The organism is Ligilactobacillus sp. MP3, assembly GCF_024436335.1.
Taxonomy (GTDB): domain Bacteria; phylum Bacillota; class Bacilli; order Lactobacillales; family Lactobacillaceae; genus Ligilactobacillus; species Ligilactobacillus salivarius.
Genome location: NZ_JANFQI010000001.1, coordinates 63,090 through 77,473 on the forward strand (window position 1 = coordinate 63,090; position 14,384 = coordinate 77,473).

The 14,384-nt window shown below is 31.2% G+C and carries 11 protein-coding genes; all 11 read left to right on the plus strand.

What is annotated here, in order from left to right; translation table 11 throughout:
- Positions 1 to 87 precede the first annotated feature (87 nt).
- The 11 genes from NOU10_RS00380 to NOU10_RS00430 all read left to right on the plus strand — a co-directional run bounded on the left by NOU10_RS00380 (position 88) and on the right by NOU10_RS00430 (position 14,376).
- Positions 88 to 1,917, plus strand: coding sequence for an APC family permease (locus NOU10_RS00380; protein ID WP_160944281.1), 1,830 nt, complete (start codon positions 88 to 90; stop codon positions 1,915 to 1,917).
- Between the two features lie 150 nt (positions 1,918 to 2,067).
- Positions 2,068 to 3,159 carry a glycosyltransferase family 4 protein gene (locus tag NOU10_RS00385; protein WP_003700645.1) on the plus strand — a complete coding sequence of 364 codons (1,092 nt, stop codon included), beginning with the start codon at positions 2,068 to 2,070 and terminating at the stop codon, positions 3,157 to 3,159.
- Between the two features lie 79 nt (positions 3,160 to 3,238).
- Positions 3,239 to 4,576, plus strand: a complete 1,338-nt coding sequence (locus tag NOU10_RS00390) for a DEAD/DEAH box helicase (RefSeq protein ID WP_255905741.1) — start codon at positions 3,239 to 3,241, stop codon at positions 4,574 to 4,576.
- Complete coding sequence (locus NOU10_RS00395; protein ID WP_255905742.1) at positions 4,573 to 5,259, plus strand: ComF family protein; 687 nt, start codon at positions 4,573 to 4,575, stop codon at positions 5,257 to 5,259. Before NOU10_RS00390 ends, NOU10_RS00395 begins: the two co-directional genes overlap by 4 nt.
- A gap of 179 nt (positions 5,260 to 5,438) precedes the next feature.
- The gene (gene hpf, locus NOU10_RS00400; RefSeq protein ID WP_003700641.1) at positions 5,439 to 5,993 is read left to right on the plus strand and encodes a ribosome hibernation-promoting factor, HPF/YfiA family; all 555 of its coding nucleotides are present in this window, start codon (positions 5,439 to 5,441) and stop codon (positions 5,991 to 5,993) included.
- A gap of 123 nt (positions 5,994 to 6,116) precedes the next feature.
- Positions 6,117 to 7,295, plus strand: coding sequence for an MFS transporter (locus NOU10_RS00405; protein WP_255905743.1), 1,179 nt, complete (start codon positions 6,117 to 6,119; stop codon positions 7,293 to 7,295).
- A 123-nt stretch (positions 7,296 to 7,418) separates the two neighbouring features.
- The gene (secA, locus tag NOU10_RS00410; protein WP_003700639.1) at positions 7,419 to 9,782 is read left to right on the plus strand and encodes a preprotein translocase subunit SecA; all 2,364 of its coding nucleotides are present in this window, start codon (positions 7,419 to 7,421) and stop codon (positions 9,780 to 9,782) included.
- Positions 9,783 to 9,856: 74 nt separating this feature from the next.
- A protein-coding gene (gene prfB / locus NOU10_RS00415; protein WP_099450942.1) for a peptide chain release factor 2 occupies positions 9,857 to 10,988 on the plus strand; the annotation gives its coding sequence in 2 pieces (ribosomal slippage) (positions 9,857 to 9,940 and positions 9,942 to 10,988; 1,131 coding nt in all).
- 158 nt (positions 10,989 to 11,146) lie between these two features.
- On the plus strand, positions 11,147 to 12,274 hold the full coding sequence (locus NOU10_RS00420; protein WP_250200470.1) for a PDZ domain-containing protein: 1,128 nt from the start codon (positions 11,147 to 11,149) through the stop codon (positions 12,272 to 12,274).
- A 15-nt stretch (positions 12,275 to 12,289) separates the two neighbouring features.
- The gene (locus tag NOU10_RS00425; protein ID WP_047035794.1) at positions 12,290 to 12,991 is read left to right on the plus strand and encodes a response regulator transcription factor; all 702 of its coding nucleotides are present in this window, start codon (positions 12,290 to 12,292) and stop codon (positions 12,989 to 12,991) included.
- Positions 12,991 to 14,376, plus strand: coding sequence for a cell wall metabolism sensor histidine kinase WalK (locus NOU10_RS00430; RefSeq protein WP_049165108.1), 1,386 nt, complete (start codon positions 12,991 to 12,993; stop codon positions 14,374 to 14,376). Before NOU10_RS00425 ends, NOU10_RS00430 begins: the two co-directional genes overlap by 1 nt.
- Positions 14,377 to 14,384: the final 8 nt, after the last annotated feature.

Genomic DNA, 14,384 nt, shown 5'->3' on the forward strand with positions numbered 1-14,384 from the left:
TGATTTTATATAATTTGTATCAAAATATTCTTAACATTTAGTTAAGAAAAGAGAAAAATAGATAATTAAATTAAGGGAGCAATTATTATGTGGCGTTACTTAAAAAGATTACTTATTGGGGAGCCGCTTAAGACAACAGAAGAAGGCGGCCAAGCGTTAACAAAATTTAAAGCTCTAGCATTACTTTCATCAGATGCTTTATCCTCAGTTGCTTATGGTACAGAACAAATTACAACAGCTTTATTTGTTTTATCTGCAGCAGCTACATGGTATGCAATTCCAGCAGCAGGGATAGTATTGATTTTACTTTTTGCAATAACTATGTCATATCGACAAATTATCCATGCGTATCCTTCTGGCGGTGGTGCTTATGTTGTTGCTACGCAGAACTGGGGAACAGGTGCAGGATTAGTAGCTGGAGGTTCTTTATTAGTTGACTATATGCTTACGGTAGCTGTATCTGTAACATCTGGTACAGAAGCAATCACTTCTGCGATACCTTCTTTGAGGGCTCATAGTGTAGGTATATCTATTTTAATTGTCCTGTTCATTATGACTTTGAATTTAAGAGGATTGCGTGAATCAGCTTCATTTTTGACGGTTCCAGTATATTTCTTTGTAATTATGATTGTAGCTTTGGTGGGTTGGGGATTGTTTAATATCTTCACAGGTAATATCCACTATGCTGCAGCTGCGCATGTCGGTCAAGCAGTTCCTGGAATGTCAGTGCTTTTATTCTTAAAAGCTTTTTCTGCAGGTTCTTCCTCATTAACAGGGGTTGAAGCTATTAGTAATGCAGTTCCAAACTTTAAGAAACCTAAACGTAAAAATGCTGCTAATACATTAGGAATTATGGCATTGATTTTGGGTATCTTCTTTGCTGGAATTACATTCTTAAGTTACTACTTAGGTATTTTACCTAATTCCAAGCAAACAGTTTTATCACAAATAGGTATTGCCGTATTTGGGCATGGAGTGCTATTTTATCTATTACAATTGGCAACTGCGATGATTTTAGCTGTTGCTGCTAATACAGGTTTTTCAGCATTCCCAATCCTTGCATATAATCTTGCCAAGGATAAATTTATGCCACATATGTTTATGGACAAGGGTGATCGCTTAGGATACTCTAATGGTATTATTGCATTGGCAATTGGCGCGATTACTTTGATTTTAATTTTCCATGGACAAACTAATCTATTGATACCTTTATATGCAGTAGGTGTGTTTGTGCCATTTACTTTATCTCAGTCTGGAATGATCATTCATTGGTTTAGAGAACGAGGTAAACATTGGATTTTAAACTCAATGTTTAATTTGGTAGGTGCTCTAATTTCATTGGCTCTAGTTATTTTCTTGTTCTGGTTACATTTTGAAAATGTATGGCCATATTTGATTATCATGCCAGCATTGATTTTTGGATTCTATAAGATACACGATCACTATGTGAAGATTGCCGCTCAATTAAGATTAAGCAATGATGCTCAATTGCATGATTATGACGGTTCAACTGTTATTGTATTAGTTAGTTCTGTAACTCATGTAACTACTGGTGCTATTAACTATGCTCGTTCAATTGGTGACTATGTAATTGCAATGCATGTTTCGTTTGATACTAACCCTAAAAAAGAACACGAAACTGCTAAGGAATTTAAGGAATCATTTGGCGATGTGAGATTTGTTGATTTACATTCATCTTATCGTTCGGTTCAGACACCTGTTATTAGATTCTGTGATGTTATTGCTAAGAAAGCTGCGGAAAGAAATTATTCAGTTACGGTCTTGGTACCTCAATTTGTACCTAAGAAACCTTGGCAAAATATCTTGCATAACCAAACAGCATTACGTTTAAGAACAGCTTTGAATTCTCGAGAAAACATCATTGTTTCAACTTATAATTATCATTTGAAAAAATAATTAAAATAAGGATTGGCGATGTTAAATTGTCAATCCTATTTTATTTTAGGTATTAATGACTAATTTGATAAGTTATGATAAGATAGCGGTATATAATAAATTGTTAAAATATAGTTCTACATATAGTTAGAACTTAAGAAAGAGGATAATATGTATAGAATTATAGCATCTCTATTTGCAACAATGATTCTATCAGCTATTTTGACTCCGTTTATAAGATTGTTAGCATTTAAAGTAGGAGCTGTTGACAATCCAAATGCTCGTCGTGTAAATAAGGTTCCTATGCCGACAATGGGTGGATTAGCTATTTTTCTAGCATTTAATGTGACTAATTTTCTTTTATTGAGAAAGCAATACCCAATCGAACAATTGTGGGCATTATTGTTAGCAGAATGTATAATTTTAGCTACTGGAATAATAGATGATATTTATGAATTAAAACCTAGACAAAAAATATATGGAATAACTTTAGCAGCTTTAGTAGTATTTTTTATTGCTAAAATTAAAATGACAACTATTACATTACCATTTTTAGGTACAGTAACTTTAGGGTGGTTAAGTTTACCAATAACACTAATATGGATTTTAGCAATTACTAATGCAGTTAATTTAATTGATGGATTAGATGGATTAGCAACTGGAGTAGCAATTATTGCTTTATCTACCAGTGCAGTTACAGGATATTTCTTTTTAAATGTAACCAATACTTTTATATCAATAATGATGTTTACGTTAGTAGCAGCATTGATAGGATTTTTGCCATATAATTTTCATCCTGCTAAGATATATTTAGGTGATACGGGATCTTTATTTATAGGTTTCATGATCTCGGTTTTTGCATTATATGGTTTGAAGAATGCGACATTTATTACAATAATAATTCCAGTTATTATTTTAGGAGTACCAATAACTGATACTGTCTATGCAATCTTACGAAGAATTTTAAATAAAAAACCAATTTCACAAGCTGATAAGCATCATTTGCATCATAGACTAATGCAAATGGGATTGAGTCATAGACAAACCGTATTAGTTATTTATGGAATAGCATTGATTTTTTCATCTATTTCATTGCTATATCCTATTTCTAGTTTTTGGGGCTCTGTTTTATTGACAGTAGCTACACTATTGGGATTAGAAATTTTCGTTGAGGTTATTGGATTAGTTGGTGAATCACGACGTCCATTATTGAATTTTATTAAAAAAATAGTTCTCTTGTCTGAAAATAAAATAGAAAAATAAAAAATGACAGAAAATATTTAGTATTTTCTGTCATTTCTGCGTATATAGAAAGTAGAAAATATTGGGAGGGCAGGTATGGATGGATTTTAATGAAATGGCTGGTCGTTTAGTAGTAGTTGATAAATCGGAAGAAAAAATAATGTCATCTGATAATATTGAAGTTTATCAAGCAATTAAGGTTTTTAAAAATAAAATAAAGTGTAATCGTTGTGGAAAAGTAACAACTAAGGAAAGAGCTAAACTACCCTATGATAATTACTATTGCCCGAAATGTATTGTTTTAGGAAGAGTCAGTACATTGAATAATTTAGTTCATGTTATTGAGGATAATCATTTTAATAATGTTGATGAAATTTTAACGTGGGACGGGAAATTGTCTAAATTTCAAGAGGTATGTTCTAATGAACTAATTAATATAATTGGAAAAAATACAGAGCATTTATTATGGGCTGTTACGGGGGCTGGAAAAACTGAAATGCTATTTAAACCAATAGCTGAAGCTCTAAGAAAAAATTTTCGTGTAGCGATTGTTTCTCCTAGAGTGGATGTATGTAATGAATTATACCCACGTTTAGATAAAGCTTTCAAAAAGATTGATAAAATTCTTTTGCATGGAAGAAATGAAGAAGCATATAGATATACTCAACTGGTAGTATGTACAACACACCAATTATTAAAATTTAAAGAAGCTTTTGATGTACTGATAATTGATGAAGTCGATGCTTTTCCATATGTTAATAATAAAGAATTATTATTTGCAACTAAACAGGCTATTAAGAAAACAGGGACTCTTATTTATCTAACTGCTACGCCTAGTAATGAGTTGGCAAAAAAGATAAAAAGAGGGAATATATCTATAAGTTATTTACCAATGAGATTTCATCAAAATGCTTTACCTACTATAAAAGTAGAATTTACAAATAATTGGTGGGGATTTATTTTACAAGGGAAATTGGATACAAAAATTAAAAAGTATCTAAAAAAATGGGAGCAAAATGGAAAGCAGTTTTTAGTATTTGTACCTCATGTTGCTATGTTAAATAAAGTAAGAGAAGTAATTAAAGCAGTCTTAGCTAGTAAAATAAAAGGTGATACGGTGCATGCAGCTGATGAATATCGAATTGAAAAAGTACAAAAAATGAGAAACAAAGAATATACGTATTTAATAACAACAACAATTTTAGAAAGAGGAGTCACTTTTCCGGAAATTGATTTACTAGTGTTAGGTGCTGACAATAGTGTGTTTTCAACATCTGCTTTAGTTCAAATTGCTGGGAGAGTTGGACGCAGTGTTAGTAGACCAGATGGTGATGTAATATTTATCTGTGATAGATATACAAGAAAGGTAAAAGATGCACAAAAACAAATAGAATTTTTAAATAAAAAAGCTAAAAAATTGAGAGAAGGTATCTCATGAATTGCTTATTATGCAACAACACAATTGATTTTAAATTAAATATTAAATGGATTTTATCGTTAGAAAAATATAAGCGAGACAATGTTTGTAAAAGATGTAGAGAAGAATTGGGAAAATGTAAGATAGATAATGCTTGTGAAGGATGTGGGAGAGAACAAAAAAAGTTATTATTATGTAATGATTGCATTAAGTGGAAAAATAATAACAAAATCTTATTGAATAATAAGTCGATATATACATATGATAATTTAATTATCAAAAAATATTTCGAAAGATATAAATTTATGGGAGACTATTATTGGAGAAAAATTTTTAACATAGAGTTTAAAAATTTTATAACGAATAACTATCCCTCTAAAGATTGGATATATATTCCTATTCCAGTGGATGAATATACAATGCAACATAGAGGTTTCAATCAAGTAGAAGGATTAATAGGAGATCTACCTTATTCAAGAGTTCTGAAGATGAAGAAAATAAGAAGAGATAAAAAGCAGTCAGAAAAAAGTAGAAGTGAGCGTTTGAAAACACAACAACCATTTGAATACATAGGTGATAAACTACAAGGAAATTATGTCATAATAGATGATGTTTATACAACAGGAAGAACTCTATATTATGCTCAAGAATTACTACTAAAAAATGGAGCTAGTAGAGTATGTTCAGTAACTTTAGCAAGATGAGTTAAAAAATTATTGTAAACTTAAATGAAATTTATAAAGAAATTACATAAAACTTGATAAATTTATTTGATAATTTAAACGCTTTCTATTATAATATAGGTAGAAAGAGTGATAAAAGTTTTTTTATTTACTCTCTATATAAGTCTAATAAGACTTAGTTGTGAAAGGAGAGGTTTACCATGTTAAAAATCAATGTTCGTGGTGAAAATATTGAAGTTACAGGAGCAATCCGTGAATACGTTGAAAAGAGATTAGCAAAATTAGAGAAGTTCTTTGATAATACTGCTGATTCAACGGCTCACGTAAACTTAAAGGTGTACTCAGACAAGACTGCAAAGGTAGAAGTAACAATTCCATTACCATATCTTGTTTTGAGAGCAGAAGAAACCTCACCTGATATGTATGCAAGTATTGATCTTGTTACAGATAAACTTGAACGCCAAATTAGAAAATACAAGACTAAAGTAAATCGTAAGTCTCGTGAAAAAGGCTTTAAGAATTTTGAATTTGCACCTGTTGCAGATGAAAAAGAAGAAGTAGAAGATAAGAAGTTTGAAATCGTTCGTACTAAGCGTCTATCTTTGAAACCAATGGACAGTGAAGAAGCTGTATTACAAATGGACATGTTAGGTCATGACTTCTTCATTTATGAAGATGCAGAAAATGGTGGTATAAATATTGTATATCGTCGTCGCGATGGCCGTTATGGTTTAATTGAAGCTAGTGAAGACTAAGCTTAATTAATAATTAATTGCTCTAAATACTCCATAGATTAGTCTATGGGGTATTTTATTTTGATGAGCAATGCTATAATTTTTTTTAATGATACGATAACTATTTTGTGAGGATGAATATAAATGTTGAAAGTAAGAAATAATTTTGCTTGGGAAATAGTGTTAATTGCATGCAACTTAAGATTAGCAATTATAATTCTTACACCTTTAATAGATAAAATAGGAGAAACATTCAAGCTATCTACAGTTCAATTAGGGATACTTACTACGATACCATTATTATGTTTTGGTTTTATATCTATATTAATTTCTTTGTTAATTAAAAAAATTGGAACTAGAAGAACAATAATAATTGGTTTATTTTTGTTGATGCTAGCCAATTTTTTCAGAATATATACCGAAAGTTTGATTTTTGTAGGTACATTATTTGTAGGTGTAGCAATAACTATTTTAAATGTGACTTTACCGGCTTTGGTTGTAGATTATGCTGAAGAAAAATCAGCATTTTTAAATGGATTATATATAGCTACTAGCAATTTAATTTCTGCTTTAGCAGGAGGTGTGATAGTTCCACTGTCAAATCTAGTAGGTTGGGAAAATGCAATTCAAGTATTTTCATTGCCTGCATTAATTGCTGGAGTTGGAGCAATTTTGTTACCTAAAAAAGAAATTGAATTAGATAATAAAGTAGAAATTCTTGAAAAAGAAAAGGTATGGCAAAGGCATGCTATCTGGTTGTTAGCAATTTTTATGGGATTGCAGTCCTTAGTTTTTTACACGTTGGTAGCATGGTTACCAAGTGTTTTAGTAAATCATGGAATCTCTCCTGTAACAGCGGGATGGATATTTGCGGCATTTCAAATGATAGGATTCCCATTTTCGTATGTAGTTCCTAAATTAGTAAGTAGATTAAAGAGTGCACGATTGACAATGCTATTATTATTAGTGGGATATATTTTAGGTGTGGGAATGCTAATTGTTATTAAAGATAATTTATGGTTATTATTGCTAGCTTGTTTAATAAATGGAATAACAACAGGAACAAGTTTTGCATTATCTTTATATCTAATTACTGTTTTTTCAAGTAGTAGGGAAGAAGTTGGACAAGTTAGTGGCTTTATCCAATCTATAGGTTACTTACTGGCAAGTTCAGGCCCAGTTATTTTTGGAATTCTTAAAGATACTTTTAATAATTGGAATACGACTTTATTGTGTTTATTATTAGTAGCAGTATTTACTGCTATAATTGGGTTAGTTATGATAGGAATAGGAAGACAACATTTTTTACAGTTAAATAAGTAATTTGAAATTAAGGAATTTATTAAGTGTGATTATTTAATTTCAAAGTGATTAATGGTAAAATTAAGGTTAGTTTACAAATTTGGAAATAGTTTAATTTTATTGAGGATTGGAAGGAATTGACATATGGCAAATCTTCTTAAACGTTGGGTGGAAAGTGATAAACGAGAACTTAAACGCCTAGGAAAAATTGCTGATAAGGTAGAATCATATGCTGATGAATTCGGTGCTTTATCAGATGATGAATTAAAAGCAAAAACAGAAGAATTTAAAAAAAGATATCAAGATGGAGAAAGCTTAGATGATTTATTACCTGAAGCTTTTGCTGTCTGCCGAGAAGGTGCAAAAAGGGTACTAGGCTTGTATCCATACCATGTTCAAATAATTGGTGGTATCGTTTTGCACGAAGGTAATATTGCAGAAATGAAAACAGGTGAAGGTAAAACTTTGACTGCTACAATGCCAGTATATTTGAATGCTATTTCTGGTAAAGGTGTTCACGTTGTTACTGTTAACGAATATTTATCTGAACGTGATGCCACAGAAATGGGAGAGTTATACACATGGTTAGGGTTAACTGTTGGGTTGAACTTAGCTGATAAATCACCAGAAGAAAAGCGTAATGCTTATAATTGTGATATTACTTATTCAACTAATAGTGAGCTTGGTTTTGATTATTTGCGTGATAACATGGTTGTTTACAAGGAAGATATGGTTCAACGTCCATTGAATTTTGTTATCGTAGACGAAGTTGACTCTATTTTAATTGATGAAGCTAGAACACCATTGATTATTTCTGGTCAAGCAACGGGAACGACAACTCTTTATACTAGAACTGATCGTTTTGCTAAGACTTTGACAGAAGATGAAGATTTCAAGATTGATTTGGAATCAAAGACAGTTTCATTGACAGAAGATGGTATCCGTAAAGGTGAAAAATATTTTGGATTAAAGAACTTATATGACCCAGATAATATGGCACTAAACCATCATTTGGATAATGCTCTACGTGCTAATTACATCATGTTAAGAGATAAAGATTACGTTGTACGTGATGGTGAAGTTCTAATTGTTGATCAATTTACTGGACGTATTATGGATGGACGTCGTTATTCTGACGGATTACACCAAGCTATTGAAGCAAAAGAACATGTTGAAATTGAAGAAGAAACAAAGACAATGGCTAACATTACTTATCAGAACTTCTTCAGAATGTATAATAAACTTTCTGGAATGACAGGTACAGCTAAGACAGAACGTGAAGAATTCCGTGAAATTTATAATATGGAAGTTGTATCTATTCCTACAAACAAACCAATTGCTCGTGTAGACAAGCCTGATTTGTTATATCCTACACTAAAGAGTAAATTTAATGCAGTAGTAAGAGATGTAAAAGCACGTCATGAAAAAGGACAACCTGTTTTAGTAGGTACAGTTGCAGTTGAAACTTCTGAATTATTGTCTAAGATGTTAGACGATGAAGGCATACCACATTCTGTTTTAAATGCTAAAAATCATGCTCGTGAAGCTGAAATTGTAATGAATGCTGGTCAACGTGGTGCGGTAACAATTGCTACTAACATGGCTGGTCGTGGTACTGATATCAAACTTGGACCTGGTGTTCGTGAATTAGGTGGATTAGCTGTTATCGGTACTGAACGTCATGAATCACGAAGAATTGATAATCAGTTACGTGGACGTTCAGGTCGTCAAGGAGATCCGGGTGTTACTCAGTTCTATCTATCATTAGAAGACGATTTAATGTTGCGTTTTGGATCGGAACGCATTAAGAACTTCTTGGAAAGAATGAAAGTTAGTGATGACGATGCAGTTATTCAATCCAAGATGATAAGTCGTCAAGTAGAATCAGCACAAAAACGTGTTGAAGGTAATAACTATGATACTCGTAAGCAAGTTCTTCAATATGATGATGTTATGAGAGCTCAACGTGAAGTTATTTATGCTCAAAGACAACAAGTAATCATGGAAGAAAAGAGTTTGAAACCAATAATTATGCCTATGATTGAAAGAACTGTAAAGCATACAGTTTTGATGCATACTCAAGGTGATAAGAGTGAATGGAATTTGCAAGGTATTTTAGATTTTGCTGTTTCTGCAATGGTTAATGAAGATACTATTAGTTTAGGTGATTTGGTGAATAAAACACCGGATGAAATTGTTGACTATTTAATGAAACGTGCAGAAGATATCTATGCTGAAAAAGAAAAGCAATTGTATGATGAAAGCCAAATGTTAGAATTTGAAAAAGTTGTAATTCTAAGAGTTGTTGACTCATTGTGGACAGATCATATTGATGAAATGGATCAATTAAGACAATCTATTGGTTTGCGTGGATATGGACAATTAAATCCATTGGTAGAATATCAACAAGATGGTTTCAGAATGTTTGAACAAATGGTAGGTGCAATCGAATATGATGTTACTCGTTTGTTCTTGAAAGCTGAAATTAGACAAGACATAAAGCGATAATAAACAGTAAAGACTGGAAAGAAGTTCTTCTTTCTAGCCTTTATAGTATACAGACTAAATTATTGATAGGAGCGATGATTTTGAACTTAGAATTAAGTGAATATAAGAAAAATATTGCTGAAATGAGTAATAAAGTTAGTGAATTTAGGAGGTCTCTTTGACTTAGATGCTTTAGAAGAAAAGATTGCAGAAAATGAAGCAAGGATGGCAGAGCCAGGATTTTGGGACGATCAAGAAAAAGCACAAGAGGTTATTGCTGAAAATAATGATTTAAAGGCAAAATTTGAGACATTTCATGAACTAGCGGAATCTATTTCAGATTTAGGAGTATCGTTAGAGTTATTACAAGAAATTCCAGATGATGAGGAATTACAAGCAGATTTAGAAGAAAATTATCAACATGCTGAAAAATTGTTACAATCATATCAATTAAATATGTTGTTAAGTGAAAAGTATGATAAGAATAATGCTATTTTAGAAATTCATCCTGGAGCAGGTGGCACAGAATCTCAAGATTGGGGATCAATGTTACTAAGAATGTATACACGCTGGGCTAGTCAACACGATTTTAAAGTTGAAACTGTAGATTATCAACCAGGCGATGATGCTGGTATAAAAAGTGTAACGCTTATGATAGAAGGAAAAAATGCTTATGGTTATCTACGAAGCGAACGAGGAGTTCATAGACTAGTACGTATTTCACCATTTGATTCTGCCGGAAGACGTCATACCTCATTTGCATCTGTTAATGTTATGCCAGAACTTGATGATTCTGTTGAAGTTGAGTTAAGACCTGAAGATATAAAAATGGAAGTCTTTCGTGCTAGTGGAGCAGGTGGACAGCATATTAATAAAACTTCTTCAGCTGTTAGACTTATTCATATACCAACGGGAATAGTTGTTTCAAGTCAGGCACAACGTTCTCAATTTCAAAATAGAGCAACTGCAGAAAATATGTTACGTGCTAAGTTATATCAATTGGAGATGGAAGAAAAAGAAAAGCAACGTGCTGCTATTCAAGGGGAACAATTAGATATTGGTTGGGGTTCCCAGATTAGATCATATGTCTTTCATCCATACTCAATGGTCAAAGATCATCGCACTGATTATGAAACTGGAAATATTCAAGCAGTCATGGATGGAGATTTAGATCCATTTATTAATGCTTATTTACAATGGAAGCTGCAACAAGCTAATCCACAATAATTGTTATATAATAAAACTATAGAGGGTTGAAGCACCAATAAATCAGTAATTAGTAATGACTGATTATAGGTGCTTTTTTTATTATGTGATATTTTTGTCAATGAATTACAAAATTTGATATACTTAAATTAAACTATGTTTTGAGGAGGGACGTTAACTTGTTAATTTTAAAACTTATAGGTAGTTACTTATTGACACCTGTTTTATGGTTAGGAATATTGTACGTAATTATTAGTTATAATCAGAGAATTAATAAAGAAAGAAAACAATTTAGAGTTGCGATAAATAAGGATTTTTATGAGGGGCGAAATTTCATAAAATATGGTCTGTTCTTTTTTGTGATGGGAAGTTTAATTTCCATGATATTAGGACTAACCTTGCCTACAAATAGTGTATACATATATCAAATTTTAGTAGTACTGGCGTTTTTAATAAACGGATTTTCAACAACAAGCATGTTATTAGTTATGACTGCAGCAGGTATATTAGAGTTAGTTGTCCCAAGATTCATTACATTTTTTGGAGATGTATTTCCAGAAATATCAGGGCCTAGTTGGCTATTGTTAATATTTATTTCAATATTAGCCGATTATTATCTAACGAGAAATATGAAGAAGCATCCATTAAGTCCAAGGATAAAAAGTGGAAAACGTGGTAGAAACATTGCTACATATTTAGGAAGAGAAACGGTTGTGTTTCCACTGTTGGCATTAATCCCTAGTGGTACTCTCTCTAGCACTTTGAATTTTTGGCCAGTTTTTAATATTGGTAATCAAAAATTTTCGTTAATTCTATTTCCAATTTTTATAAGTACTAGCGTTAAAGTTATAAAAAGAGCTAAGGAACGAGTAATACAAGATAAATTAAAGAATATTGAATTACTTTTAGGTTTAACTTTTGTTTTAATAGTATTAACTAAATTTATGTCAAAACTATTTTTGATCAGTTTGATAATTTTGACAGTAGTATCGATATTTTTTGAAATTAAACTTAGAAAGAAAGAGAAAGATGCCGATTCTTGGTATGTGGAAACAGATGAAGGTATTAGAATCATTTCAGTTCAGCCAGAGACACCTGCAGCAAAAATGAAGTTGCAGCCGGGAGATGTTATTTTGACATGCAATAATAGAGTAGTAAATTCTGAGGAAGAATTTTATCAAGCATTACAACTAAACTCTGCATATTGCCATGTTAAAGTGAGAACTTATGAGGGAGATTTACGAATTGCGGAAAGTGCCATTTTCATGGATTCTCCTCATGAAATCGGCTTAATTTTATTCCACTAGTTAGAAGGTGAAAATATGGCAAAAGTATTGGTTGTAGATGATGAACAAGCAATAACAACATTGTTGAAATATAATTTAGAAAAGGCAGGCTATGAAGTTAAAACCGTTAATAATGGAAATGATGCATTAGATGAAGGATTAACTGGCAAATACGACTTTATAATCTTAGATCTAATGTTGCCAGGAATTGATGGAATTGAAGTTACTAAGAGAATAAGACAAGAAAAGATAACAACATATATTCTTATTCTTACTGCTAAGGATGATGAGTATGATAAGATCATTGGACTGGAATTAGGTGCTGATGACTATTTGACTAAACCCTTCTCACCACGTGAAATTGTTGCTAGGTTAAAAGCAGTCAAAAGAAGAGTGGAACATTATTCTGATAATTCAGAGAAGGATTCCAAAAATAAGTATTACTTTGGAAACTATATGGTAAATCTTGATAGTTATGAATTGAGAGATAAAAATAATAATTTAATTAAGTTAACGCCTAAAGAATTCGAATTGCTTGTATATTTTTTAAGAAAAAAAGGTAGGGTTTTAGGACGCGAAGAATTGTTGAACAATGTTTGGGGATTTGACTATATCGGTCAAACAAGAATGGTAGATATGCATGTCAGTCATTTACGGGAAAAAATAGAGGAGAATCCTAAGAAACCTATTTTTTTAAAAACCGTTAGAGGCTTCGGCTATCGCTTTGAGGACGAATAATGAGTAAAATTAGACTTGTTTTATTAAATATTGTTTTAGTTCTAATATCAATGCTAGGTGCAGTATTGATAATGGTTGATTTTAAAAAATCGGTTCTATCAGAGTTTTTGGAAAGAGAATCGTGGATACAAATTATAATTGCTGTTGTAGTACTTGTAGTATTAGATACAGGAATTGATTTGTGGAATAGTAGAAAACAAAGAAAAGAGATAGAGAGATTAAATAAGAAAATTATAGAAGATATCAAATTAACTGATAATGTGATAGATAAGAAGAATCCTTATTATGAGTTATCTCAATCTATAGGTTATGTTCAAGATAAACAAAATAAGCTTTCTAAAAAATATGATAAAAGAAAAAGAGAATATTTGAGTTTATTAGAATACATTGATATTGGAATATTAGTTATTGATTATAAAGATAGATTAACAATGTCTAATGAATTAGGAAAAGATTTTTTTGATTTTGACAATGAATGGAAAAATCAAGATTATCAAAATTATATTTACAATCTTGATGTGAGAAAATTAATTGAGCAAGTTAAGTTGACCAAGGAAGATAAGAAAAAACAGATTGTATTAAAAGTCGATACAGTTCAAAAAATTGTTGAGGTAAGTGCTATCTATATTCCAATAGATTCTAAGCGCTACTTAATAATGCTAATGTTACGAGATTTAACAGCTCAAAAAGAAGTGGAAAAAAAGCAATTAGATTTTGTGGGAAATCTTAGTCATGAAATAAAAACGCCTATTACTGCAATAACAGGATTTAGTGAGACATTATTAGATGGTGCTCTAAATGATAAAGAAGTTAGTAAACAATTTATTGAAATTATTCATGATGAAAGTACTAAACTCTCGAACTTAGTTGATGATATGATAACTATTTCTAGATTAAACGAGCATGGAAATTTGAATATTGAGTTGGTAAATATCTTTAAGTTGGTTAAAGATACATTACAATTATTTAGTCATGAAATTGAGAAAAAAAGATTGAATGTTAGGATAGAAATAGATGAAGAATTAAGTTTATATTGTGATAAATTGAAATTAAAGCATATTATCACTAATTTAATTCAAAATGCAATTCGATATAATTTAGAAAATGGGGAAATAAAAATTAAGGTCCAAAATGATAAAAAAAATGAGTGGGTCTTTGTTATCAGTGATACAGGTATTGGTATATCGGATGAAGATAAAGAAAGGATCTTTGAGAGATTTTATCGTGTAGATAAATCACATAGTAAAACAGTTGGTGGAACAGGATTAGGTTTAGCTGTTGTAAAGGAATCAGTTGATGCTTTATCTGGAAGGATAAAAGTTAAAAGTCAAATTAATAAGGGAACAACATTTTATGTGATTTTACCAAGATTTAAGGCAAGGTAGGGATAGCA

What these genes read in the sequence shown, in the direction of transcription:
- NOU10_RS00405 (WP_255905743.1), top strand. Translation starts at nt 6,117, where the DNA reads ATGTTGAAAGTAAGAAATAATTTTGCTTGGGAAATAGTGTTAATTGCA.
- NOU10_RS00395 (WP_255905742.1), top strand. Translation starts at nt 4,573, where the DNA reads ATGAATTGCTTATTATGCAACAACACAATTGATTTTAAATTAAATATT.
- NOU10_RS00425 (WP_047035794.1), top strand. Translation starts at nt 12,290, where the DNA reads ATGGCAAAAGTATTGGTTGTAGATGATGAACAAGCAATAACAACATTG.
- hpf (WP_003700641.1), top strand. Translation starts at nt 5,439, where the DNA reads ATGTTAAAAATCAATGTTCGTGGTGAAAATATTGAAGTTACAGGAGCA.
- NOU10_RS00380 (WP_160944281.1), top strand. Translation starts at nt 88, where the DNA reads ATGTGGCGTTACTTAAAAAGATTACTTATTGGGGAGCCGCTTAAGACA.
- NOU10_RS00430 (WP_049165108.1), top strand. Translation starts at nt 12,991, where the DNA reads ATGAGTAAAATTAGACTTGTTTTATTAAATATTGTTTTAGTTCTAATA.
- NOU10_RS00385 (WP_003700645.1), top strand. Translation starts at nt 2,068, where the DNA reads ATGTATAGAATTATAGCATCTCTATTTGCAACAATGATTCTATCAGCT.
- NOU10_RS00390 (WP_255905741.1), top strand. Translation starts at nt 3,239, where the DNA reads ATGGATTTTAATGAAATGGCTGGTCGTTTAGTAGTAGTTGATAAATCG.
- secA (WP_003700639.1), top strand. Translation starts at nt 7,419, where the DNA reads ATGGCAAATCTTCTTAAACGTTGGGTGGAAAGTGATAAACGAGAACTT.